The sequence below is a fragment of the Janthinobacterium aestuarii genome, assembly GCF_046113285.1.
GTDB lineage: Bacteria > Pseudomonadota > Gammaproteobacteria > Burkholderiales > Burkholderiaceae_D > Janthinobacterium.
Genome location: NZ_CP142524.1, coordinates 2,332,149 through 2,354,797 on the forward strand (window position 1 = coordinate 2,332,149; position 22,649 = coordinate 2,354,797).

At 60.5% G+C, this 22,649-nt stretch carries 23 protein-coding genes and 2 tRNA genes; 16 read left to right on the top strand and 9 right to left on the bottom strand.

Features of this window, described 5'->3' with window-relative positions:
- Positions 1-2: 2 nt before the first annotated feature.
- From OX462_RS10550 to OX462_RS10570, 5 genes are all read right to left on the bottom strand, one after another.
- The gene (locus OX462_RS10550) at positions 3-614 is read right to left on the bottom strand and encodes a 1-acyl-sn-glycerol-3-phosphate acyltransferase (protein ID WP_070289317.1); all 612 of its coding nucleotides are present in this window, start codon (positions 612-614) and stop codon (positions 3-5) included.
- A 204-nt stretch (positions 615-818) separates the two neighbouring features.
- Complete coding sequence (locus tag OX462_RS10555) at positions 819-1,118, bottom strand: hypothetical protein (RefSeq protein ID WP_409028370.1); 300 nt, start codon at positions 1,116-1,118, stop codon at positions 819-821.
- A gap of 83 nt (positions 1,119-1,201) precedes the next feature.
- Positions 1,202-2,266 (bottom strand): alkene reductase, encoded by a 1,065-nt coding sequence (locus OX462_RS10560; protein WP_409028371.1) that lies wholly within the window; start codon positions 2,264-2,266, stop codon positions 1,202-1,204.
- A 57-nt stretch (positions 2,267-2,323) separates the two neighbouring features.
- Entirely contained in the window at positions 2,324-2,620 is a 297-nt protein-coding gene (locus OX462_RS10565; RefSeq protein ID WP_070217983.1) for an ArsR/SmtB family transcription factor, read from the bottom strand.
- Between the two features lie 162 nt (positions 2,621-2,782).
- Positions 2,783-3,145, bottom strand: a complete 363-nt coding sequence (locus OX462_RS10570) for a DUF1304 domain-containing protein (protein WP_035819959.1) — start codon at positions 3,143-3,145, stop codon at positions 2,783-2,785.
- 194 nt (positions 3,146-3,339) lie between these two features.
- On the opposite strand from OX462_RS10570, the gene sugE reads away from it, so the two are divergent.
- Positions 3,340-3,660 carry a quaternary ammonium compound efflux SMR transporter SugE gene (gene sugE, locus OX462_RS10575; RefSeq protein ID WP_070217981.1) on the top strand — a complete coding sequence of 107 codons (321 nt, stop codon included), beginning with the start codon at positions 3,340-3,342 and terminating at the stop codon, positions 3,658-3,660.
- A gap of 23 nt (positions 3,661-3,683) precedes the next feature.
- Complete coding sequence (locus OX462_RS10580; RefSeq protein WP_409028739.1) at positions 3,684-4,013, top strand: SMR family transporter; 330 nt, start codon at positions 3,684-3,686, stop codon at positions 4,011-4,013.
- Here the strand turns inward: OX462_RS10580 and OX462_RS10585 are convergent, their stop codons facing one another.
- Entirely contained in the window at positions 4,014-4,976 is a 963-nt protein-coding gene (locus OX462_RS10585; RefSeq protein WP_409028372.1) for a M14 family metallopeptidase, read from the bottom strand.
- Between the two features lie 138 nt (positions 4,977-5,114).
- On the opposite strand from OX462_RS10585, the gene OX462_RS10590 reads away from it, so the two are divergent.
- Positions 5,115-6,227 (top strand): acyltransferase family protein, encoded by a 1,113-nt coding sequence (locus OX462_RS10590; RefSeq protein WP_409028373.1) that lies wholly within the window; start codon positions 5,115-5,117, stop codon positions 6,225-6,227.
- A 3-nt stretch (positions 6,228-6,230) separates the two neighbouring features.
- On the opposite strand, the gene OX462_RS10595 is transcribed toward OX462_RS10590, so the two are convergent.
- Positions 6,231-6,695: a hypothetical protein gene (locus tag OX462_RS10595; protein WP_409028374.1), complete on the bottom strand. Its 465-nt coding sequence runs from the start codon at positions 6,693-6,695 to the stop codon at positions 6,231-6,233.
- 148 nt (positions 6,696-6,843) lie between these two features.
- On the opposite strand from OX462_RS10595, the gene OX462_RS10600 reads away from it, so the two are divergent.
- The 12 genes from OX462_RS10600 to OX462_RS10655 all read left to right on the top strand — a co-directional run bounded on the left by OX462_RS10600 (position 6,844) and on the right by OX462_RS10655 (position 17,608).
- Positions 6,844-6,920 (top strand) — tRNA-Val (locus tag OX462_RS10600).
- Between the two features lie 89 nt (positions 6,921-7,009).
- A tRNA-Val gene (locus OX462_RS10605) sits at positions 7,010-7,086 on the top strand.
- A gap of 215 nt (positions 7,087-7,301) precedes the next feature.
- Positions 7,302-9,209, top strand: coding sequence for a threonine--tRNA ligase (gene thrS / locus OX462_RS10610; RefSeq protein ID WP_099411605.1), 1,908 nt, complete (start codon positions 7,302-7,304; stop codon positions 9,207-9,209).
- Between the two features lie 12 nt (positions 9,210-9,221).
- A complete protein-coding gene (gene infC, locus OX462_RS10615) occupies positions 9,222-9,782 on the top strand; it encodes a translation initiation factor IF-3 (protein WP_205711303.1) in 561 nt (186 codons plus the stop codon).
- A gap of 227 nt (positions 9,783-10,009) precedes the next feature.
- Positions 10,010-10,207 carry a 50S ribosomal protein L35 gene (gene rpmI, locus OX462_RS10620; protein WP_038493025.1) on the top strand — a complete coding sequence of 66 codons (198 nt, stop codon included), beginning with the start codon at positions 10,010-10,012 and terminating at the stop codon, positions 10,205-10,207.
- 26 nt (positions 10,208-10,233) lie between these two features.
- Complete coding sequence (rplT, locus tag OX462_RS10625) at positions 10,234-10,593, top strand: 50S ribosomal protein L20 (RefSeq protein ID WP_010399214.1); 360 nt, start codon at positions 10,234-10,236, stop codon at positions 10,591-10,593.
- Positions 10,594-10,738: 145 nt separating this feature from the next.
- Positions 10,739-11,755, top strand: a complete 1,017-nt coding sequence (pheS, locus tag OX462_RS10630; protein ID WP_034751917.1) for a phenylalanine--tRNA ligase subunit alpha — start codon at positions 10,739-10,741, stop codon at positions 11,753-11,755.
- A 78-nt stretch (positions 11,756-11,833) separates the two neighbouring features.
- Entirely contained in the window at positions 11,834-14,260 is a 2,427-nt protein-coding gene (gene pheT / locus OX462_RS10635; protein WP_409028375.1) for a phenylalanine--tRNA ligase subunit beta, read from the top strand.
- Between the two features lie 172 nt (positions 14,261-14,432).
- Positions 14,433-14,780 carry an integration host factor subunit alpha gene (locus OX462_RS10640; RefSeq protein WP_010399205.1) on the top strand — a complete coding sequence of 116 codons (348 nt, stop codon included), beginning with the start codon at positions 14,433-14,435 and terminating at the stop codon, positions 14,778-14,780.
- A gap of 10 nt (positions 14,781-14,790) precedes the next feature.
- A complete protein-coding gene (locus OX462_RS10645; RefSeq protein WP_070217963.1) occupies positions 14,791-15,198 on the top strand; it encodes a MerR family transcriptional regulator in 408 nt (135 codons plus the stop codon).
- A 210-nt stretch (positions 15,199-15,408) separates the two neighbouring features.
- Positions 15,409-16,041 carry a response regulator gene (locus OX462_RS10650; protein ID WP_034783185.1) on the top strand — a complete coding sequence of 211 codons (633 nt, stop codon included), beginning with the start codon at positions 15,409-15,411 and terminating at the stop codon, positions 16,039-16,041.
- Positions 16,042-16,192: 151 nt separating this feature from the next.
- Positions 16,193-17,608, top strand: a complete 1,416-nt coding sequence (locus OX462_RS10655) for a sensor histidine kinase (protein WP_409028376.1) — start codon at positions 16,193-16,195, stop codon at positions 17,606-17,608.
- A gap of 65 nt (positions 17,609-17,673) precedes the next feature.
- On the opposite strand, the gene OX462_RS10660 is transcribed toward OX462_RS10655, so the two are convergent.
- Positions 17,674-18,483, bottom strand: a complete 810-nt coding sequence (locus OX462_RS10660; RefSeq protein ID WP_034751913.1) for a Crp/Fnr family transcriptional regulator — start codon at positions 18,481-18,483, stop codon at positions 17,674-17,676.
- A gap of 225 nt (positions 18,484-18,708) precedes the next feature.
- Entirely contained in the window at positions 18,709-20,766 is a 2,058-nt protein-coding gene (locus OX462_RS10665; RefSeq protein ID WP_409028377.1) for a methyl-accepting chemotaxis protein, read from the bottom strand.
- Between the two features lie 162 nt (positions 20,767-20,928).
- On the opposite strand from OX462_RS10665, the gene OX462_RS10670 reads away from it, so the two are divergent.
- Positions 20,929-22,617: a peptide chain release factor 3 gene (locus OX462_RS10670; protein ID WP_373633058.1), complete on the top strand. Its 1,689-nt coding sequence runs from the start codon at positions 20,929-20,931 to the stop codon at positions 22,615-22,617.
- Positions 22,618-22,649: the final 32 nt, after the last annotated feature.

Genomic DNA, 22,649 nt, shown 5'->3' on the forward strand with positions numbered 1-22,649 from the left:
GCTTAAGCGCCGGGGCGCTTGTCGGACAGCACGATGGGCGCCGCCATTTCAGGATGCAAGCCCTGGTGGCCCGCATACACGGCGGCAATCGCCGCCATGTCGGCCTCCTTGTCGCCCGTCAAGTATAAATGGTCGACGACGCCCAGCACCTTGTTCGGGTAGTCGATGTAGACCAGCAGCAGCGGCACCTTGGCGGCCAGGGCCAGGTGATAAAAGCCGCTTTTCCAGTTCGGGCGGTAGCTGCGCGTCGCTTCCGGCGTGATGGCCAGCCAGTACCAGTCTGCGGCCAGCATGCGTTCGGCCTGGCGCTGGATCGTGCCGCTGGTGGTGCTGCGGTCGACGGGTTCGCCGCCGAGATAGCGCAGCACCTTGCCCATGGGGCCGCGGAACAGCGAATCCTTGGCCAGCCAGCGGAACGGCAAGGACAGCGCCCATTTGCCGAACAGGCCCACCATGAAATCCCAGTTGGACGTGTGCGGGTAGACGACGGCGATGCCGCGCGGCCCCGGCAAGGGGCGGAAGCGCAGGCGCCAGCCGAACAGGTGCAGCACGCGCAGCGCGCAGCGCTGGTGCCAGGTCGGCAAGTCGCCCGCTTGTACAAATAAATCGTCCATTGATACCCTTCAGTGACACTGTTTTAATGGGATGGCGCTGGTGGCCATTTTCCTTGAAGCAAAAATTCTGCGCAGGCATTTTATACGGGGCTGGCGGTGGCGACAAGCAGCCGAGGCCGCTATCCATGCGGTGTCGGCGCCGTTTGTACTGCCATTTTAACCATGCTTGCTTCCTGTGCCGGGCACTAAATGCACGGTATGTGGTCAAAACTTGATGCAGGGTTGATTCACCCGATAGGGAGCCATGGCATGAAAAACAGTAGCGATGATGTACATGGAAACAATGTCCGAACGGACAAAGTGATGGCCGAGCTCGTCGAGCGTGGCGTGGCGTTTCATCACGCCCTGGGCCGGACGGTCGCAACGGCCTATTTGCGCGAGCACGCCGTGCCGGCCGAAGTGATACGCCGCGTCTTCAGCAGCGTGCAGGCGCGCCGCCCGGCACGTCCGGCCCGGCGCCGATGGCGCTGAAAGACAGGCAAAAACGGCGGCCGCCACGATCATTGCGCAGTGAACTGCGTTGGTGTCGTTGCGCCCGCCGCATGGGGGGATGAGCGGCGCAGAGCCGCTCGTGCTCAGGGCGCTGTTCAGGCGTGTGCCGCCAGTGCCGGGTAGTCCGTATAGCCGGTCGCGTCCGGCGCGTACAGGGTGTCCGGGTTCAGCGGATTGAGCGGCGCGTCGCTGCGCAGGCGGATGGGCAGGTCGGGGTTGGCGATGAACCACAGGCCAAAGGCCACGGCATCGGCTTCGCCCTTGGCCAGCAAGGCTTCGGCCGCCGCCTTGTCCATTTTCTCGTTGGCAATGTACACGCCGCCAAATTCCTGCTTCAGGTACGGGCCCAGGCGGTCTTCACCGAGCGCTTCGCGCGCGCAGATGAAGGCGATGCCCCGTTTGCCCAGCTCGCGCGCCACATAGCCGAAGGTGGCGCGCGGGTTCGAATCGCCCATGTCGTGCGCGTCGCGGCGCGGCGCCAGGTGCATGCCGACCCTGTCGGCGCCCCATACTTCGATGCACGCGTCCGTCACTTCCAGCATCAAGCGGGCGCGGTTTTCAATCGAGCCGCCATAGTTGTCGGTGCGCAAGTTGGTGCTGTCTTGCAAGAACTGGTCGAGCAGATAACCATTGGCGCCATGGATTTCCACGCCGTCGAAGCCCGCTTTTTTCGCATTCTCTGCGCCCAGGCGGTAGGCTGCCACGATGCCGGGGATTTCTTCCGTGTCCAGTGCGCGTGGCGTGACGAATTCCTGTTTCGGGCGGACCAGGCTGACATGGCCGGCCGGCTTGACGGCGCTGGGCGCCACGGGCAGGTCGCCATCGAGGAAGACGGGTGCGGAAATGCGGCCCACGTGCCACAGTTGCAGCACGATCAGGCCGCCCGCGTCATGCACGGCCTTGGTGATGTGTTTCCAGCCTTCCACCTGCTCGTCGGACCAGATGCCGGGCGTGTCGGCATAGCCCACGCCCTGCGGCGTGACGGCCGTCGCTTCCGAGATGATCATGCCGGCCGAGGCGCGCTGCGTGTAGTACTCGGCCATCAGGGCGTTGGGCACGCGGCCAGGATTACCGGCGCGCGAACGCGTCAGCGGCGCCATGATGATGCGATTTTTCAGTTGCAGGCTGCCTATGGTGATGGGGTCGAATAAAGTTGCCATGGTTGCTATCTTTCCTGTCGAGAATGCCGCGAACGGCGATATGGATGGGGGGGGCTGTTACAAACCTTGCTGCATGTGGTCCAGAAAGGCCTGGATGGTGGCTTCATTGCGCTTGAAAAAGCTCCATTGGCCAACTTTTCTGGCGGAAATTAAACCGGCCTTTTGCAGGGTGGCCAAGTGCGCCGAGACCGTCGATTGCGACAACCCCAGCCGCCGGTCGATCAGGCCGGCGCAGACGCCAAAGTCGAGCGGATGGTCCTGTTCGCAAAAATACTGCTCCGGCTCCTTCAGCCACTGCAAAATCTGCCGCCGTACGGGATTGGCCAGCGCCTTGTGAATGGCGTCGATGTCCATGCTGTTTCTCCTGGTCGATGTTCGTCTTCAAGCGATATATGTATCGTCTTTTGTGAATTTCAATATCGGAATTTTACGATATAAATAAAAAACGTGCTGGCCGGTGGATTTATCAGGCAGGGGCGGGTGCCAGCGCCGGCCGGTCGGCCGCCCCGGCAGGTATCAGGCGAAGTGGAACAGCAGCAGGGCGATGACGGCAGGCACCGTTTGCAGATAGAGAATGCGCGTCATGACGGTGGCCGCGCCCCACACGCCGGCCACGGCGATGCAGGCCAGGCCGAAGACGGTGAATGCATGGGCGATGGCCGCGTCCGGGTGAAAAAAGCCCAGCGCCAGCGCGGCGACAAGAAAGCCGTTGTAGCAGCCCTGGTTCGACATGGCGGGGCGCACGATCTCCGCCTTTTCCTTGGACAAGCCAAACACCTTGCGTCCGCGCGCATCGAACAGCACGGTTTCCAGCAGCACGATATAGACGTGCAGCAGCAGGATGAGGGCGGTAAGGATTTGGGCCAGCAGTAGCATCATTGTTCCCGGGTGTGTGTGTGGATGCCCAATTATGCTGCCATCAGCATATCTTTTGGCAATAGCACCAGAAAAAATGTTCTGGCGGCAAGAGTTTTCACCCGATGGTATACTTTTCCCTTTGCTCCTGTGGGGACGACCCCGCTCGATGTGGGGGCTGCATGGCGGGGACGACCCTGCCGCCTCGGGAGAAATAGATGGCGTGGATCATTCTGGTATTGGCGGGCTTGCTGGAAATCGGCTGGGCCATCGGCCTCAAATATAGCGCCGGTTTTACCCGTCTCGTGCCCTCCGTCTTGACGGCGGTGTCCATGCTGGGCAGCGTGGTGATGCTGGGCCTGGCCTTGCGCACCTTGCCTCTGGGCACGGCCTACGCCATCTGGACGGGCATCGGCACCGTGGGCACGGCCATCTTCGGCATCATGGTGCTGGGCGAACCGGCCAGCGCCGCGCGCATCGCCTGCATCGCCCTGATCGTCTCCGGCATCCTGGGCTTGAAACTGCTCAGCCCGCAATAAAGGATGCCAGCATGAGTCTCACCATGACGTATTTCTACCTGGCCATCGCCATCATCGCGGAAGTCATCGCCACCAGCGCCCTGAAGGCATCCGAGGGATTCAGCCGTTTGTGGCCCAGTGTCATCACCGTGGTCGGCTACAGCACCGCCTTCTGGTGCTTGTCGCTGACCTTGAAAGTCATTCCTACCGGCATCGTGTATGCGATCTGGTCGGGCGTGGGCATCGTGCTCATTTCCGCCGTGGGCTGGTTCTGGTTCAAGCAAAGCCTCGATACGCCGGCCCTGATCGGCCTGGGGCTGATCATTGCCGGCGTGCTGGTGATTAATCTTTTCTCCAAATCAGTGGGGCATTGATCAGAAGCTGCTGGCCACCCGCGCCAGGTAATACCACTCGGCATTGGCTTGCGCGTTGACGTCCGGGAAGAGGAGGTAGGCGTCGAATTCGGCCGTCACGGGCGTGCCGTCCGCGCGCACGCCGATCTGCTCGCCCTGTTTGACCTTGTCAAAGCTGGACCAGGTCTTGATGAAGCGGTCGCTTGCATGCAGCTTGTCGTGCACGACGACCATATTCAGCGCTTCCATGTCCGCGTCGGCGATCGGTTCAGGCTGTGGCGCATCGATGAAGCCGAGGAAGGCCAGGGTGTTCATGATGGCGCGGTAGGCCACGTCCGGCGCGGCCGGGTCCGCATGCTGGCCGCATTCCAGGGTCAGCGCATAGCCGCCCGTCGAGCGCATGTATTCGGTCGTGCCCACGCCATAGCGCAATACCATGCCTACCTGGTCGCTATTGCCCAGGCGGCGCTGCACGCCCTGGCCATACGCATGCAGCCAGCCGTCGACGAAGCGGCGCACGCCCAGGCGGCGCGCCAGCGCGCGTTCCTTGTCTTCATGTTGAAACGGTTGCAGCGGGCCATCGTTGTTGCGCGGCCCCACCATGACGAAGGGCTGGCTGTCGGCATTGAACGAGTGCAAGTCGAGCAGCACGTCGTGCTGGCCCAGCAAAGGGCACAGCCAGTTGGCGATGCGGTCTTCAAAATCTTGTGGATTGTCGTTCGGAAACAGATTGCGGTTCAGGTTGCGGTCGCCGCTGCGCACGCCCTTGGCGTAGGCCAGTGGGTTGGTGATGGGCACGAAGGTGACGCTGCCGGCCAGAATCGAGAGGGCGCCGCTGTCGAGTTCAGCCATCACGCGGTGGATGCCCTTGGTGCCGCAGGTTTCATTGCCGTGCACGGCGCCCGTGACGATCAGGCGCGGGCCGCTGCCCTGGCCCGTGTAGTTGATGGATTTGAAGTGGAGTGCGCTGCTCATGCTGGACATATCCTATGCTGTTGCGGGAAGGGAAAGCGGGGTCGGCATATTTTAGCGGGATTCGCCGTGCACGCCTGCAAAAAGTTGGCCATGGCAAGGTGTGGCATGGCATGATCGGCGCCACCGTTGTTTTCCCTTGCCGATTCCATGTCCAGTACGTCCCATCCTTCCCGCCTGTATGGCCTCGATACCTTGCGCGCGCTGGCCATCGTGCTCGTCTTCATGAACCACTATTTGCTGTTCGTCAGCGAGGGTGGGGCGTTTGGTTTCTGGGGAGAAATTGGCTGGACCGGTGTGGACCTGTTCTTTGCCCTCAGCGGCTATCTGATCGGCAACCAGATCTTTGCGGCCCTGCGCAGCGAACACGGCTTTTCCCTGTCCCGCTTTTATGCGCGGAGATTCTTGCGCACCTTGCCCAATTTTTATGTCGTGCTGGCTTTGTATTATGTGTGGCCCGCGTTTCGCGGCGACAGCGCGCTGCTGCCCCTGTGGAAATTCCTGACGTTTACGCAAAACATCAATCTGACGCCGGGCACGGCGTTTTCCCATGCGTGGTCGCTGTGCGTGGAAGAGCAGTTCTACGTGCTGCTGCCGGCCGTGGCGTTGTTGATCGCCGCCTGCCGCAAGTCGCTGCTGTGGGCGTGGCTGGCCGTGGCCGCCAGTTTGATCGTCGGCATGCTGGTGCGCGCCTATCTGTGGGATGAATATGTGCAAGTGCCGCGCGGCGGGCTTGGCTACTACAAGTATATTTATTACGCGTCGTGGTGCCGCTTCGACGAACTGGTGGCGGGCGTGGCGCTGGCGCTGCTGAAGAATTACCACCCGACCGCCTGGGCGCGCCTGACCTCGTACGGCAACCGTACCTTGCTGGCGGGAATCGCGGGCACGGCGCTGATGTTTTACGTGTTTCTCACCGATCACTATGGCTATGCGGTGACCGTGTTCGGCTATCCGGCCCTGGCCGCCAGTTTTACTTTATTGCTGGTCGCCGCGCTCAGTCCCGCCAGTGCGCTCTATCGACTGCGCGTGCCGGGCGCGGCCAGCCTGGCCCTGTGGTCGTATGCGATTTATTTGCTGCACAAGCAGCTGTGCATCCTGCTGCGGCCGGTGTTGCAGGATCTCGGTTATGGGCCGGACGGCGCGCCGGCGATACTGGTCAGTGTCGCCGTCAGCATCTTGACGGGCTGGCTCTTGTATAGAGTGGTGGAAACGCCGTTCATGCGCTTGCGGGCGCGCTACGTTCCCGCCAATCATGCATGACGACTACATGTCGATCACGTCGAGTCCCCGTGGCGTGCCGACCAGCAATTCCAGGATCGCATGCACGCGCAGATTCGTGTCTTCGTGTTCCGTGTTGTAGATCAAGGTGCGCAGGCCGGGCACGGCTTCCGTAATGTGGGGGCTGGCGTAGGCATTGATCAATAACAAGACCAGGTCCGTGGCGCCCGCGCCGGGCTGGCGCCGCAGCCGGTCGTGGATCACGTTCAGCAGCGCGCGCTGCATGCGCGGCGTGGGATTGCTGATGTAGGCGAAGACGCTCGGCGTGTTGGCGATGGCCGCGCAGATGCGCCGTTCGATCTCGTCGGGCTTCACGTCGGAGGCAATATCGAAATAAGCGGCTTCCCAGCGCGTGCGCGCATAGGGATGATTGGGCGGGAAGGAGTCGGCCGTTTCAAAACCGCAGATGCGGCTCAGGGTTTTCAGCCAGGCGAATAGGGTGGAGTTCATGCCGCGATTCTAGCGGCATTCCGGGTGTGCCGGGCCGACTCTATATAAAGGAGGCTGACGCCCGGGAAGCGGATGAAAAACAGATTAAAGTTTCCTGTAAAACAGCCCTTGTCATTCTGGGAAAGCCTCTCTATAATGCTGGTCTTCGGGGCGGTTAGTTCAGCTGGTTAGAATACTTGGTCGACATCCAAGGGGTCGGGGATTCGAATTCCTCACCGCCCACCAGAATTTAGCAGTAAGTGGTTTTAAAGAGTTTTAAGCTGGCGCAAGCCGCAAGCAGTCATTTGAAATACAATGATCAACAAAAGTTTTACGGGCGGTTAGTTCAGCTGGTTAGAATACTTGGTCGACATCCAAGGGGTCGGGGATTCGAATTCCTCACCGCCCACCAGAATGCAGTTAGAGAGAAAGGTAAAACCGGTTATGACACCGCGAACTACTACCAAGCTTTGGGAGTGACGCTAGTCGAACGGGTTTCCTTTGTCTCAAAAAAGTGAAAAACGCGGCTAGTCCGCGTTTTTTTGCGTCTGCGTTTTCCTTTCAGTTTTTCAGTCCACACCATTCATTGCAGTTTTACCTGGCGCCAGCGCCGATATGGAGATCAATATGCTTACAATCCGACTTCCCGATGGTTCCGCCCGTCAATTTGACGGTCCGGTCACCGTGGCCCAGGTTGCGGCCAATATTGGTACCGGCCTGGCCAAGGCTGCCCTGGCGGGCAAGGTCGACGGCAAGCTGGTCGATACCTCCTATCTGATCGAGCAAGACGCGGAATTGGCGATTGTGACGGACAAGGATGCCGATGGCCTGGAAGTGATCCGCCACTCGACGGCCCACTTGCTGGCGTATGCCGTCAAGGAATTGTTCCCGGACGCGCAAGTGACCATCGGTCCCGTGATCGACAACGGCTTTTACTATGACTTCGCCTACAAGCGTCCGTTCACGCCGGAAGATCTGGTCGCGATCGAAAAGAAAATGGCGGAACTGGCCAAGAAGGATGAGCAAGTCACGCGCAAAGTTGTCGCGCGCGACGAAGCCATCGACTACTTCAACAGTATCGGCGAAGCGTACAAGGCTGAACTGATCGGCTCGATCCCGGCCGACCAGGAAGTGTCGCTGTATTCCGAAGGCAAGTTCACGGACTTGTGCCGCGGCCCCCACGTGCCGTCGACGGGCAAGCTGAAAGTGTTCAAGCTGATGAAGCTGGCCGGTGCCTACTGGCGCGGCGACTCGAAAAACGAGATGCTGCAGCGTATCTATGGCACGGCCTGGGCCAAGAAGGAAGACCAGGAGCTGTATCTGCACAACCTGGAAGAGGCGGAAAAACGCGATCACCGCAAGCTGGGCAAGCAGCTCGATTTCTTCCATTTCCAGGAAGAAGCGCCGGGCCTGATCTTCTGGCACCCGAAAGGCTGGTCGATCTGGCAGCAAGTCGAGCAATACATGCGCAATGTGTACCAAGTCAACGGCTATCAGGAAGTCAAGGCGCCGCAGATTCTCGACCGTGGCCTGTGGGAAAAAACCGGTCACTGGGATAATTACCGTGAAAACATGTTTATCACGGAATCGGAAAACCGCGCCTATGCGCTGAAGCCGATGAATTGCCCTGGCCATATCCAGATTTTCAACAATGGCATGCGCAGCTACCGCGACTTGCCATTGCGCTACGGCGAATTCGGCCAATGCCACCGCAACGAACCGTCGGGCGCCTTGCACGGCATGATGCGCGTGCGCGGTTTTACGCAGGATGACGGCCACATCTTCTGTCTGGAAGAGCAGATCGCCGGCGAAGTGACGGCTTTCCACCAGCAGGCCATGGATGTGTACACGGCATTCGGCTTCACGAATATCGACGTGAAACTGGCCTTGCGCCCCGATAATCGCATCGGCACGGAAGAGTCGTGGGATTTCGCCGAGGAATCCCTGCGTTCGGCCTTGCGCGCCTGTGGCGTGGAATGGACGGAATTGCCGGGCGAGGGCGCGTTCTACGGTCCGAAGATCGAGTACCACCTGAAGGATAGTCTGGGCCGCGCATGGCAAGTGGGCACCGTGCAGATCGATCCGTCGATGCCGGGCCGCCTGGGTGCCGAATACGTGGCTGTGGACAACACGCGCAAGGTGCCGATCATGCTGCACCGCGCGATCGTGGGTTCGCTGGAACGTTTCATCGGCATCCTGATCGAACACTATGCGGGTGCCATGCCGTTGTGGCTGTCGCCGGTGCAAGTGTCAGTGTTGAATATTTCCGACGCCCAAGCTGATTATGTACAAGAAGTAACAACAAAACTGCGCAAAGCGGGGCTGCGCGTACAGGCTGATTTGCGTAACGAGAAGATTACCTATAAAATACGTGAACATTCCGTACAAAAATTGCCTTACATCTTAGTAATTGGCGACAAAGAGCGGGATGCGAATACAGTGGCCGTGCGGGCGCGGGGCAATGTCGATCTGGGCGTCATGTCCGTCGATGCCCTGATTGAGCGACTCAAACATGAAGTCGACACCAAGGCCTGACGAGGAAACTCGCTGCACGACCGTCTTACAAGATTTTTAAAGGAAATTACAATAGCTACTGACAAGTCACATCGCATCAATGGCGAAATCACTGCCCCTGAAATGCGTTTAAGCGGGGTCGATAACGAGCCACTCGGTATCGTAAGTTTGGCTGAAGCCTTCCGCCTGGCGGAAGAGGCAAACGTCGACCTGGTGGAAATTGCGCCTACCGCGCAGCCACCGGTGTGCCGTTTGATGGACTACGGCAAATTTAAGTATTCGGAGCAAAAGAAAGCTCACGAAGCCAAATTGAAGCAAAAGATCATCCTCGTGAAGGAAGTCAAATTCCGTCCGGGGACTGATGATGGTGACTACAATATCAAGTTGCGTAATCTCATCAAGTTCCTTGAAGATGGCGATAAAACCAAGATCACCTTGCGTTTCCGCGGTCGTGAGATGGCGCACCAGGATATTGGCTTCCGCATGCTGGAACGTCTGAAAGCCGATCTGGAGCCGTACGGCCAGGTCGAGCAGTTCCCGAAGATGGAAGGCCGCCAAATGATCATGGTTCTTTCGCCTAAGAAGAAGAAGTAAGTTACAATAGCGTTTTACTGTGGGTGGACACAGCGCGTGCCAGCATTGGCGCGGCGTCAAACCCCAGGCAGAATTTGCGCGGCCCGCTCAGCAATGTGCGGGCCGCGTGAACTGTAGCGGACTCGCATCCGCTGCACAACATGTGAAAGCAGGCATCTAAGCGCAACGTCGTGTTGCCACCTGCAATCCTGTTATAAATGGAGCTGTCCGTAAGAGGACAGATTGCTATGCCTAAAATGAAGACCAAAAGCTCCGCGAAAAAACGTTTTCGCGTGCGTCCAGGTGGAACTGTCAAGTCGGGTCACGCGTTCAAGCGCCACATCCTGACCAAGAAGACCACCAAGAACAAACGTCAGTTGCGCGGTACCCGTAACATCAACGCATCGGATGTCACATCCGTTATGCGCATGATGCCGACTGCTTAATCTCACACTCAATTTAAGGAGTTACTATGCCTAGAGTAAAACGTGGGGTTACAGCTCGTGCCCGTCATAAAAAGATTCTTGTTCAAGCTAAAGGCTACCGTGGTCGCCGCAGCCGTGTATACCGTGTTGCCAAGCAAGCAGTTATGCGCGCTGGCCAATACGCTTACCGCGATCGCCGCAACAAGAAGCGCGTTTTCCGCCGCCTGTGGATCGCCCGTATCAACGCCGCTTCCCGTGAGCATGGCGTAACGTACAGCGTATTCATGAACGGCTTGAAAAAAGCAAATATCGAACTGGACCGTAAAGTCCTGGCCGATATGGCTGTGATGGACAAGCCAGCATTCGCTGCGATTGTCAACGCAGTGAAAGCAAAAATCGCTGCGTAAGCATCGGTCATTGCACAACGTCATCCACAGGGTGATGTTATAAAGAGCGGGGCAGGGGTGTGAACCTTATGCCCCGTTTCCGTTTTTGATTGTTGGGTTCTAGATTACTAAATCCAGGATTGATTTCCAAAACAGGAAAAGCCGCATGAACTCCCTAGAAGAACTCGTCGTCTCGGCCCAGGCTGACTTTATCGCCGCCGCAGACGCTGCCGCACTTGAAAACGCCAAAGCCCGCTACCTGGGCAAGACTGGCCAGATTACTGAAATGATGAAGGGCCTGGGCAAACTGGACCCGGACGCGCGCAAGGCGCAGGGCGCCCTGATCAACGCCGTCAAAGTGCAGATCGAAGACGCGCTGACGGCGCGCCGTGATGCGCTGGCCGATGCCCAGATGCAAGGCCGTCTGAACGCCGAAGCGATCGACGTCACCTTGCCAGGCCGTGGCCGCATGCCCGGCGGCATCCATCCCGTGATGCGCACGTGGGAGCGTGTCGAGGAAATCTTCCGCTCGATCGGTTTCGACGTGGCCGATGGCCCCGAAATCGAGAATGACTGGACTAACTTCACGGCGCTCAATAGCCCGGAAAACCACCCAGCCCGTTCCATGCAAGACACGTTCTACATCGATGGCAACGACACCGACGGCAAGCCCTTGCTGCTGCGCACGCACACGAGCCCGATGCAGGTGCGCTATGCGCGCACGCATACGCCGCCGATCAAGGTCATCGCGCCGGGCCGCACCTACCGCGTCGACAGCGACGCCACCCATTCGCCGATGTTCCACCAGGTTGAAGGCCTGTGGATCGCCGAAGACATCAGCTTTGCCGACCTGAAGGGCGTGTACCTGAACTTCGTCAAGGCCTTCTTTGAAACGGACGACCTGCAAGTGCGCTTCCGTCCGTCGTACTTCCCGTTCACGGAGCCATCGGCCGAGATCGACATCGCCTTCGGCTCCGGCCCCCTGAAGGGCCGCTGGCTGGAAGTGTCGGGCGCTGGTCAGGTGCATCCGACCGTGGTGAAGAACTTCGGCCTCGATCCCGAGAAATTCATCGGTTTTGCTTTCGGCTCTGGCCTGGAACGCTTGACGATGCTGCGCTATGGCATCAACGACCTGCGCCTGTTCTATGAAGGCGACTTGCGTTTCCTGAAGCAATTCAACTAAGCGTTGTTCCGTTTGATTCATGGCGCTGGAGCGCCCGTGCGCTCGCGCTGTGAGCTTTGACCATTTGAAGGCTTGATTATGCAATTTTCCGAAAACTGGCTCCGTACCATGGTCGATCCGAAGATGACTTCGGACGAACTGGCCCATCTGCTGACCATGTCCGGTCTCGAAGTCGAGGACGTCGATCCTGTCGCCCCGCCATTCTCGAACGTGGTGGTGGGCCTGGTCCTGGAGATGGAAAAACATCCGAACGCGGACCGCCTGAACGTGTGCCAGGTCGACGTCGGCACGGGCACCATGCTCAACATCGTCTGCGGCGCGCCGAACGTGCGTCCGGGCTTGAAAGTCGTCTGCGCGATGGCGGGCGCCGTGTTGCCCCCTGGCGCCGACGGCAAGCCGTTTGAAATCAAGGTGGGCCAGCTGCGCGGCGTCGAGTCGCAAGGCATGCTGTGCTCCGCGCGCGAATTGAAATTGTCGGAAGAAAACGCCGGCTTGATGGAATTGCCGGACGACGCGCCGATCGGCCAGAATTTCCGCGATTACTTTGCCCTCAATGACTTGAAATTCACCATCAAGTTGACGCCGAACAAGGCGGACTGCCTGTCCGTGCTGGGTGTGGCGCGCGAAGTGTCGGCATTGACGGGCGTGCCCCTGCATGCGCCGCAGTTCCGCACCGTGCCGGTTTCCAGCGATGAAATCCTGCCCGTGAAAGTCAGCGCGCCGGACCTGTGCGGCCGTTTCACGGGCCGCGTCATCCGCGGCTTGAACGCCAAGGCAGCCACGCCGGACTGGATGAAGCAGCGCCTCGAGCGCAGCGGCCAGCGTCCGCTGTCGGCCCTGGTCGACATTTCCAACTATGTCATGCTGGAGCTGGGCCGTCCCAGCCACGTGTTTGACCTGGCAAAGATCCACGGCAGCCTCGACGTGCGTTGGGGCAAGGCGGGCGAATCCGTCAAGCTCTTGAATGGCAACACCGTTGCCGTCGACGAGTGGATCGGCGTCATTGCGGACGACCAGGAAATCGAATCGCTGGCCGGCATCATGGGCGGCGACGCCAGCTCGGTCTCGGACGATACGGACAGCATCTACCTCGAAGCGGCATTCTGGTGGCCGAACGCCATCCAGGGCCGCGCCCGCCGTTTGAATTTCTCGACCGATGCGGCGCACCGCTTCGAGCGCGGCGTCGATTTCGCCACCACCGTCGAGCATATCGAGCGCATCACGGCCCTGATCGTGGAAATCTGCGGCACGCCGGCCACCACCGTCGGCCCCGTCGATGACCATGTAGTGAACCTGCCGCAACGCCAGCCCGTGACCATGCGCACGGCGCGCGCGCAAAAAGTCATCGGCGTGCCGCTCACGGATGCGCTGATCGCCGATATCTTCACGCGCCTGGCCCTGCCGTTCACCCTGGCGGACGGCGTGTTTTCCGTGACCTCGCCCAGCTACCGTTTCGACATCGAGATCGAGGAAGACTTGATCGAGGAAGTGGCGCGCGTATACGGCTTTGAAAACATCCCGACCTTGCCGCCCGTGGCCGCGAACGTGATGCAGATCGCACCGGAAAATACCCGCTCCTTGTTTGCGGTACGTCATGAGCTGGCCGACCTGGGCTTCCAGGAAGTGGTTAACATGAGCTTTGTCGATGCGGCATGGGAGCGCGATTTCTCGGGCAACACGAACCCGATCAAATTGCAAAATCCGATCGCCAGCCAGATGAGCGTGATGCGTTCCTCGTTGATCGGCAGCCTGATCGCCAACGTGCGCTACAACCTGAACCGCAAGACGAACCGCGTGCGCATCTTCGAAGTGGGCGCCATTTACCAGCGCGACGACAGCGTGCAAAACGGCCCCTTGTCGGTGGCCGGCTATGCCCAGCCCAAGCGCGTTGCCGCCATGGCCTACGGCGCGGTGGCCGACGAACAGTGGGGCCAGCCGTCCCGCACGGTCGACTTCTTCGACGTGAAGGCGGACCTGGAAGCGCTGTTCGCGCCGCTGGTCTTGCGTTTCACCAAGGCGGAACATCCGGCCCTGCATCCGGGCCGTTCGGCCAACGTGGAGCTCGATGGCAAGGTCATCGGTTTCATCGGGGAATTGCACCCGCGCTGGATGCAAAAGTACGACTTGCCGCTGGCGCCCGTGCTGTTCGAAGTCGATGCCGCTGCCCTGACGCAAAGAGTCGTGCCCGTGTACCAGGAAATCTCGAAATTCCCTGGCGCCAGCCGCGACCTGGCCGTGGTCGTCAAGCAATCGGTGGCCGTGCAGGATCTGCTCGACAGCTTCCATGCCGCCGCCAAGGCAAGCCCGGCGGCGCGTATCGTGCAAGCCATTGTTTTATTTGATGAATATCGTGGAAAAGGTCTGGAAGCGGATGAAAAAAGCCTTGCTTTCCGGATTAGCTTGCAAGATACTCAAAACACCCTGCAAGACGATGTGGTCGATGGCCTGATGGCTGTCCTGATCGATGCCGCCAAGCAGGGCCACGACGCGAAACTGCGTTCGTAATTACCGGACTGGCCGTCGCTTTTTGCGTGACGGCCTTTCCGTCGTCAATCGTAGACGAGCTTGCCATGTGGCGGGCTCGGGCGCACAGAAAAGGCAGGGCAGGAAAATTAATAACAGCGACGTTGATTCCGCCGTACTGCAATCCGCACTGGCCGCCGATTTGCATCGGGCCATGCTGGTTGCCAAAGTGCGCCAGGAAGCGGAAAAAGATTTGCCCACCTTGACCAAGGCGGAACTGGCCGAACTGTTGTTCGAGCAAGTGGGCCTGAACAAGCGCGAAGCGAAGGATATGGTCGAGACCTTTTTCGACGAGATCCGCAATGCGCTCGAGCGTGGCGAAGCCGTCAAGCTGTCCGGTTTCGGCAATTTCCAGTTGCGCGACAAACCGCAGCGGCCGGGCCGCAATCCGAAGACGGGTGAAGAGATTCCCATCACGGCGCGCCGTGTCGTGACCTTTCATGCGAGCCAGAAGCTGAAAAGCATGGTCGAAGAGACCAGTCCGCTGGCACGTGCTGCCTGAGTGAGTGGCGATGAACGAGCGCATCAGTAAAACCGAGTTGATCGCCCCCTTGCCGCCTATTCCGGCGAAACGCTATTTCACGATCGGCGAGGTGAGCGAGTTGTGCGGCGTCAAACCGCATGTACTGCGCTACTGGGAGCAGGAGTTTTCCCAGCTCAAGCCGGTCAAACGACGCGGCAACCGCCGTTATTATCAGCACCATGAGGTGCTGCTGATACGCCGCATCCGCGAATTGCTGTACGAGCAGGGCTTTACCATCAGCGGCGCGCGCAACAAGCTCGACAGCCGTGGCGCATCGCATGCCATCGCCGACGAGTTGCCAGTGCTGCCGGCCATGCCTGCCGTGCCGCAGGAAGCGCCGCTGGACCGCGTGTGGATACGCAATGAATTAATTGCGATTTTAAACTTGCTAAAATAAGATTTGTACCAATATAGGTGGGGTTGTCCGGTAGCGGTTGACTAAGTTGACTATACTGCATGGGCGCTCCGCCTTGGTGCTGACGCTACCGTACGGCGCGCCATATTTTGAATATAATGCTAATGTTGCGTTTTTGTTAGTGACGCTAAGCCGGAGCAGCGTTCAGGTTCCGGTAGTCTTTCCCAGGCCAGGAAAATTTAAGGGGAAACAATGATACGCGTTGCCATTTGTGATGATCACCAAATAGTACGAGCTGGGTTCAAACAGATTTTTTCGTCGTCAAGCGACTTCAGTGTGGTGGCGGAAGCCGGTACCGGGCGCGAAGCGCTCGATATCGCCCGCCGCGAAATTTGCGATGTATTGCTGCTCGATATCGCCATGCCCGATCAGAGCGGCATCGATACCTTGCGCACGATCCGCCAGGGCCAGCCGGAATTGCCCGTGCTGATCCTCAGCGGCTATCCCGCGCAGCAATATGCGCTGAATCTGTTCAAGATGGGCGCGAATGGCTATCTGAACAAGGAATGCGAAGCCGACGAGCTGATGACGGCCGTGCGCACCGTATTCCAGGGGCGCCGCTATGTCAGCTCCACCGTGGGCGAGTTGCTGGCGCAGTCGTTCGACCGCGACACGAATGCCGCCCTGCATACGGAATTGTCGGACCGCGAGTTCCAGGTCTTCCTGCGCCTGGCGCGCGGCGCCACCGTGTCCGATATCGGCGTGGCCTTGTCGCTGAGCATCAAGACGGTCAGTACCTACCGTACGCGCATCATGGAAAAAATGGGCTTGCAATCGAACAGCGACTTGACCTATTACGCAATGAAAAACAATTTGCTTGACTAGCGCTGCGGTGCGATCATGGAAACATGATCGCTCAGCCAGCTAACCGGGCACGACTTGATGTTGTGCAGTGCAGCAGTTTGTGGCGAGGACTATAATTGGCCGGCGCCGGCGCTCTCTCCCGCGCCGAACCTTGCTAAGGATGCACACCAGGATGTATTTCACCGCTCAACCGGCCCCGAATCACCGCCTGCCCCTGTACAAGACGATCCTGTGCGTGACGTGCGCCTTGTTGCTTGTATTGAATGGTTTCAGTCTTTACCATAACCTGGAGTCGCTGAAGGGCACGAATGCCTTGCTCAGCCAGAGCGCCCGCGTGGCCGACCGCCTGCAGTATCTGAACGTGCTCGTGCTCGATGCGGAAAGCAGCTTGCGCGGCTATTTCATTTCCGGCTCCGAAACCTATCTGGGGCCGTCGAAGACCGCTGCCACCGAAATCGACAACGAATTCAATGAGCTGCAAACCTTGCTCGCGGGCAGTCCCACCCAGCTGAAAAACCTGGGCCAGCTGAAAAGCCTGATCCGCCGAAAAATGTCGATGTTGCAACAGTCTATCGACGTCTACAAGCAGGGCGGGTTGGCCGAGATCGTCAACATTTCCCGCGTGACCGATGACCGCGCCACCATGGACGAGATCCGTCTGCAGGTGGTGATCATGACGCGCGAGCAGAATGAAGCGCTGTCGACCGGCAGCGCCGCCTTTTATCATGAGTACCAGAAAGCCGTGCTGCTCGGCATCGGCATCAATGCCCTGGCCATCCTCGTGCTGATCATGTTTTACCAGCTGGTGCGGCGCAGCTTCCAGAACCGGGCAGCCGTCGAGTATGCATTGCAAAATGCCAATGACACCCTGGAATCGACGGTCAGCAAGCGCACGGAGCAGTTATCCGTGCTGTCGCGTCATTTGATCAGTGTCAACGAAGTGGAAAAAGCGCGCCTGGCGCGCGAGCTGCACGATGAACTGGGTGCCAACTTGACCTCGATCAGCATGGACCTGGGCGCCGTCACGCAGCAGTTGGCGCATGCGCAGCCGGAACTGGCCGCGCAGCTGCGCCATGCCAAGGCGACCTTGCTGGAAACGGTGGAGCTGAAGCGCCGCATCGTGGAAGACCTGCGCCCCAGCCTGCTGGACAACCTGGGCCTGTGTGCCGCCATCGAAAGCTATTGCGAGGATTTTGCGCGCATGAGCTCGGTGCGCTGCGAAACGGATGTGGCCATCAATATCGATAACCGCGAAGCGACCTTGACGATCGCTCTGTTCCGCATCGTGCAGGAATCGCTGACGAATATCCTCAAATATGCACGGGCCGGCATGGTCAGCGTGACCTTGAAACGCAACGAGCACGGCCTGGTGCTGCGCGTGATCGACGACGGCATCGGCATCACGGAAGATGCGCTGCAAAAACCGATGTCGCACGGCTTGCTGGGCATGCGCGAGCGGGCCCTGCTGCTGGGTGGCACGCTTACCGTGCGCCAGGGGCCGGAAGGCAAGGGGACGTGTGTGGAGGCCGTGATTCCCATGCCGCTGACGCCGGAGCTGGAAGATATCGATGCGGATGCCGAAGCGTAATTTTCCTTGAGATAAAAAAATGGCCGGGCATGCAGCCCGGCCATTTTGCTAACTATCTTGCCCGATCAGCAGCGTGAAACGTCGCGCAGCAAGCGGTCGTATTCCGTCTTGGCGACCTTGTAGCACTCGCCCGCATAGCATTCCAGGCCGGCGCGGTCCAGCACCGTGATATTGCCGCGGCGATAGTGGATCAAGCCTTCTTCCTGCAGCTTGCCGGCGGCGGCCGTGATGCTTTCGCGGCGCACGCCCAGCATGATCGAGATCAGCTCTTGCGTCACTTTCAATTCATTCGATGGCGAACGGTCCAGGCGGTCCAGCAGCCAGCGGCACAGCTTTTGCTCGATCGAGCTGTGGCGGCCGCCGACGGCGTTCTGCGCCATCTGCGCAAACAGGGCGTTGGTGTAGCGCATCAGCAGCTGGGGCAGGGCGCCGCCTTGATTGAAGGCGTCGCGCAGGCTTTGCGTTTTCAGGCGGTAGCCGTAACCGGCGCTTTGCACGACGGCCGTGCACATGGCGCGCTCGCCTGCCAGCAGCGAGGCACCGGCCACGCCTTCATGGCCGACCACGGCGATTTCCGTCGTGGCGCCGTCTTCCATGACATACAGCAGTGAAATGATGGCGGTGGTGGGGAAATAGCTGTATTCCAAGTTATTGCCGTAGGCATACAATTCCTTGCCGAACGGCAGTTCCACCAGTTCCAGGTCTTCGAACAGCGATTCGAGCGCGGCGCGCGGCAGGGCGGCCAGCAATTCATTCTGTTGGGCACTGCTGAGGCTAACCCGCGACGCAAGCTTGATTTCCCGTCCGGCCGCCGGCATGGCGCGCGGCAGCAACTGGTTCTTCTGGACCGGGGTGCTAAGTTGAGTTTGGTTCATAGTATTCCTCACAGGCTTTTTACATCGGAGTGCGACTGCCGCGTTGCTGGTCAAAGAAGCTGCCGTGCTCATGTGATAACGGCGTTTTGTTCGACCGCGCGGTGCAGATCGCGATGTAGCTACTTTAAGAGCTTATGTAAGTGGCGAACATAAGATTAGCAGTCGCCACTTTGTAGTCTCTTTTGAGGCGAAATTGTAGTCCTTGTCCTACGTGCACACTTTTGACTAGCTAGCCTTGCGCCGTTCTGCGCGATTTTGTGATATGACGCGCGGTTTGTTGGCGCTCCACAGGCCGGCCGGACGCACGCTGGGCAAGCCGTCGTGCACGGTCGCGGCCGGCGCCTGGCGCGCGTTTGGCGCCTCGTGTTCGCCCAGGCGGAAGCGGCTGACGGCCTGCGTCAGTGCTTCGCCTTCCTGGTGCAGGCGCTGCGAACCGGCGCGCGCCTCGTCGACCAGGCCCGCGTTCTGGCGCGTCATGTCGTCGATCTGCGCCAGCGCCTGGTTGATGCGGGTAATCTCGCCATTCTGTTCGGCACCGGCGCTGCTGATGCGTCCGATCACCACGGCCACCTGCTGCACCGCATCGACGACCTGGCGCATGGTGCTGCCGGCTGCATTGACCAGGTCGCCGCCCGCATCCACGGTGGCGACGGAATCGCCGATCAGGCGCTTGATTTCCAGCGCCGCCTCGTTCGAGCGCTGCGCCAGGCTGCGCACCTCGGATGCCACGACGGCAAAGCCGCGCCCTTGTTCGCCCGCGCGTGCCGCTTCCACGGCCGCGTTCAGGGCCAGGATATTCGTCTGGAAGGCGATGCCGTTGATGACGCTGATGATGTCGACGATCTTGTGCGAACTGGCCTTGATCGAGGCCATGGTCTCGACCACGGCGCCGACGGTCTGTCCGCCTTTCAGGGCCACGTCGGCCGCCGTCGCCACCAGCGTGCGTCCCTGTCCTACGTGGGCTTCGTTGCGGCCCACGGTGGCCGTCAGCTCGCGCATCGAGTCCACGGTGGCGCCCAGCGCGTCCGCTTGGGTGGCCGTATGGCCGGACAGGGCGGCGTTGCCCTGGGCGATATCGGCGCCGGCCGCCGCGATGACGGCCGCGCCGCCGCGGATTTCCTGCACCAGTGCGGCCAGGCCGTGCGTCATGGCGCTGAAGTCGCGCACCAGGTCGCCGATCTCGTCGTGCGCCTGCGAGTTGATGCGCTGCGACAGGTCGCCCGCCGCCGCCGCGCCGACGGCCACGCGCAATTGCGTCACGTCGCGCGCGAACGCGGTATAAAAGCCTGCGCACAGGTAGGCGGCGGCCAGCAGCACCAGCAGCATGGCCGCCAGGATCAGGGCGCGGCGCGCCTCGTCGCGGGCGATGCGCTGCGCCAGCAGGCTGTCCAGCGCGGTGGCGGAGGCGCCGGAGAGCGCGTGCAGGGCGTCGATCGCCTGCATGCCGGCCGCGTGGAATTGCGCGCCCGACGTCTGGTCGTAGGAATTCGTCACTTCATTTTTCGTGCGTTCGAGGAAGGCCAGCGCGGCCGGCACGGCTTTCAGGGCCGGCTGCAGGCTGGCGCGCAGTTCCGGCCTGGCGGCAAGGATCTCGTCGAAACGGGAGGGCAGGCGTTCCAGTTCGTGGCGCGCGATCAGGGCGTTGGCGTTGACGAGCTGATCTTCGTTCGCCTCGAACAGGCCCGTGTCGATGTAGGCGGCGCCGCGCCCGCCGATGTCCGACAGGCTTTCGGCCAGGTCGGGCAGGGTGGCGGTGAAGACGGCGCTCAGATGGTTGGCGCCCGCGTCCGGGTCCAGGCTCAGGTGCGAACGGTCGGCCACCAGCTGGCCCAGTTTGGCCGCCTGGCGCAGCAGCGCCGTGTGCGCCGCGTAGCTGTCGCGCGCCGCCAGGCCCGCCTGGCGGCCCAGCAGGGCTTGCCACTGTTTCGTCAGTTCGGCCGCCTGGGGCAGGCCAGCGCCGGCCGGCAGGCGCGCCAGGGCCGCCAGAGAAGCCGTGATGCGCGCGTTGAGGGCCGTGTTGTCCATGCCTGCCTTGCCGCTCAGGCGCAAGTGCTCGAGGCCGCGCCGCTGCTGCAGCAGGCGCGTGCCTTCCTGCAACTGGCGCACATAGGTCACGCCCCGCTGCGCATCCTGCGCCTGGGCCAGCGACTTGCCCAGCTCCGAGATCAGCAGGGTGGTCGCCAGCGCCAGCGGCAGCAGGAAGACCAGGCAGACAAGCATGAATTTGGGCAGCAGGCGCAGGCGCTGCATGAGTCGGATGGCGGGGGTGAGAAGGATTTTCATCGGGTTTCCAGGGTAGGGTGACAATATTTCTGCAGTGCAATGTTGCCTGCGGATTGTGACCCCTTGATGAAGCGGGCGATTTTGCTTTTCTCTACAGTGAAGCAGTTCACACGGAAGGCCGATCCTTCTGTAAAATCGAGGGTTTTTTGCGAGGGCCATATTATGGTCACCAATATGGCCAACGAGAACGACATCACTACCCCCGATTCCAGCGACAATGCGGACAACGCCGCAGCGCCGGCGAGCAGCAAGGCGCCGGCCGTGATCGCGCGCGAAGTGCAGCGCCGCCGCACCTTCGGCATCATTTCCCACCCGGATGCGGGTAAAACCACCTTGACGGAAAAACTGCTGCTGTTCTCGGGCGCGATCCAGATGGCCGGCACCGTCAAGGCCCGCAAATCGGGCCGCCACGCGACGTCGGACTGGATGGAGATCGAGAAGCAGCGCGGCATTTCCGTCGCCTCCTCGGTGATGCAGTTCGAATTCCGCGACCACGTCGTCAACCTGCTCGACACCCCGGGCCACCAGGACTTCTCGGAAGATACCTACCGCGTGCTGACGGCAGTTGACTCGGCGCTGATGGTGATCGATGCGGCCAAGGGCGTGGAAGCGCAGACGATCAAGCTGCTGGCCGTCTGCCGCATGCGCAATACGCCCATCGTCACCTTCATGAACAAGATGGACCGCGAGACGCGCGATCCGCTGGACCTGCTCGACGAACTCGAATCGGTGCTGAAGATCCAGTGCGCGCCCGTCACCTGGCCTATCGGCATGGGCAAGAACTTCCGCGGCGTGTACCACCTGCTGAACGACGAGATCATGCTGTTCAAGGCCGGTGAAGAGAAGGCCGACGGCGCCTTCGAAATCATCAAGGGCATCGACAACCCGCGCCTGCAGGAGATGTTCCCGCTGGAGATGGATCAGTTGCGCATGGAAGTCGAATTGGTGCACGGCGCGTCGAACCCGTTCAACCTGGAGGAATTCCTCTCCGGCGTGCAGACGCCCGTGTTCTTCGGTTCGGCCATCAACAACTTCGGCGTGCGCGAGATTCTTTCCGCGCTGGTCGACTGGGCACCGGCGCCGCGCCCGCGCGACGCGACCGTGCGTTCCGTCGATCCGACCGAGCAGCCATTCACCGGCTTCGTCTTCAAGATCCAGGCGAACATGGACCCGGCGCACCGCGACCGCATCGCCTTCCTGCGCGTGTGTTCGGGACGTTTCGAGCGCGGCATGAAGGTCAAGCACTTGCGCCTGGGGCGCGAGATCAAGGTGTCGAACGTGGTGACCTTCATGGCCTCCTCGCGCGAACAGGTGGAAGAGGCGTACGCGGGCGACATCATCGGCTTGCCGAACCACGGCAACATGCAGATCGGCGACAGTTTTTCCGAAGGCGAGATGCTGACCTTTACCGGCATCCCGTACTTCGCGCCGGACTTCTTCCGTTCCGTGCGCATCCGTAATCCCTTGAAAATCAAGCAGTTGCACAAGGGCCTGCAGCAGCTGGGCGAAGAGGGCGCGGTACAGGTCTTCAAACCTGTGCAGGGCGGCGAACTGGTACTGGGCGCCGTCGGCGTGCTGCAGTTCGAAGTGGTGGCCAGCCGTTTGCTCAACGAATATGGCGTCGATGCCGTCTTCGAAGGCACCAGCATCAGCAGCGCGCGCTGGGTCAGCTGCGACGACAAGCGCGTCCTGCAGGATTTCGAGAACGCGCTGGGCCACAACGTGGCCTATGATGCGGCCGGCAACATGGCCTATTTGGCCACATCGGGCGTGAACCTGCGCCTGACGGAAGAGCGCTGGCCGAAATTGACATTCCACGCGACGCGCGAGCATTCGGCGAAATTGGCTTGATGTAGCTGGTGATGTCGGATTACGCGCTTTGC

What these genes read in the sequence shown, in the direction of transcription:
- OX462_RS10550 (WP_070289317.1), bottom strand. Translation starts at nt 614, where the DNA reads ATGGACGATTTATTTGTACAAGCGGGCGACTTGCCGACCTGGCACCAG.
- OX462_RS10555 (WP_409028370.1), bottom strand. Translation starts at nt 1,118, where the DNA reads ATGATCGTGGCGGCCGCCGTTTTTGCCTGTCTTTCAGCGCCATCGGCG.
- OX462_RS10560 (WP_409028371.1), bottom strand. Translation starts at nt 2,266, where the DNA reads ATGGCAACTTTATTCGACCCCATCACCATAGGCAGCCTGCAACTGAAA.
- OX462_RS10565 (WP_070217983.1), bottom strand. Translation starts at nt 2,620, where the DNA reads ATGGACATCGACGCCATTCACAAGGCGCTGGCCAATCCCGTACGGCGG.
- OX462_RS10570 (WP_035819959.1), bottom strand. Translation starts at nt 3,145, where the DNA reads ATGATGCTACTGCTGGCCCAAATCCTTACCGCCCTCATCCTGCTGCTG.
- sugE (WP_070217981.1), top strand. Translation starts at nt 3,340, where the DNA reads ATGGCGTGGATCATTCTGGTATTGGCGGGCTTGCTGGAAATCGGCTGG.
- OX462_RS10580 (WP_409028739.1), top strand. Translation starts at nt 3,684, where the DNA reads ATGACGTATTTCTACCTGGCCATCGCCATCATCGCGGAAGTCATCGCC.
- OX462_RS10585 (WP_409028372.1), bottom strand. Translation starts at nt 4,976, where the DNA reads ATGTCCAGCATGAGCAGCGCACTCCACTTCAAATCCATCAACTACACG.
- OX462_RS10590 (WP_409028373.1), top strand. Translation starts at nt 5,115, where the DNA reads ATGTCCAGTACGTCCCATCCTTCCCGCCTGTATGGCCTCGATACCTTG.
- OX462_RS10595 (WP_409028374.1), bottom strand. Translation starts at nt 6,695, where the DNA reads ATGAACTCCACCCTATTCGCCTGGCTGAAAACCCTGAGCCGCATCTGC.
- thrS (WP_099411605.1), top strand. Translation starts at nt 7,302, where the DNA reads ATGCTTACAATCCGACTTCCCGATGGTTCCGCCCGTCAATTTGACGGT.
- rpmI (WP_038493025.1), top strand. Translation starts at nt 10,010, where the DNA reads ATGCCTAAAATGAAGACCAAAAGCTCCGCGAAAAAACGTTTTCGCGTG.
- rplT (WP_010399214.1), top strand. Translation starts at nt 10,234, where the DNA reads ATGCCTAGAGTAAAACGTGGGGTTACAGCTCGTGCCCGTCATAAAAAG.
- pheS (WP_034751917.1), top strand. Translation starts at nt 10,739, where the DNA reads ATGAACTCCCTAGAAGAACTCGTCGTCTCGGCCCAGGCTGACTTTATC.
- pheT (WP_409028375.1), top strand. Translation starts at nt 11,834, where the DNA reads ATGCAATTTTCCGAAAACTGGCTCCGTACCATGGTCGATCCGAAGATG.
- OX462_RS10640 (WP_010399205.1), top strand. Translation starts at nt 14,433, where the DNA reads ATGCTGGTTGCCAAAGTGCGCCAGGAAGCGGAAAAAGATTTGCCCACC.
- OX462_RS10645 (WP_070217963.1), top strand. Translation starts at nt 14,791, where the DNA reads ATGAACGAGCGCATCAGTAAAACCGAGTTGATCGCCCCCTTGCCGCCT.
- OX462_RS10650 (WP_034783185.1), top strand. Translation starts at nt 15,409, where the DNA reads ATGATACGCGTTGCCATTTGTGATGATCACCAAATAGTACGAGCTGGG.
- OX462_RS10655 (WP_409028376.1), top strand. Translation starts at nt 16,193, where the DNA reads ATGTATTTCACCGCTCAACCGGCCCCGAATCACCGCCTGCCCCTGTAC.
- OX462_RS10660 (WP_034751913.1), bottom strand. Translation starts at nt 18,483, where the DNA reads ATGAACCAAACTCAACTTAGCACCCCGGTCCAGAAGAACCAGTTGCTG.
- OX462_RS10665 (WP_409028377.1), bottom strand. Translation starts at nt 20,766, where the DNA reads ATGAAAATCCTTCTCACCCCCGCCATCCGACTCATGCAGCGCCTGCGC.
- OX462_RS10670 (WP_373633058.1), top strand. Translation starts at nt 20,929, where the DNA reads ATGGTCACCAATATGGCCAACGAGAACGACATCACTACCCCCGATTCC.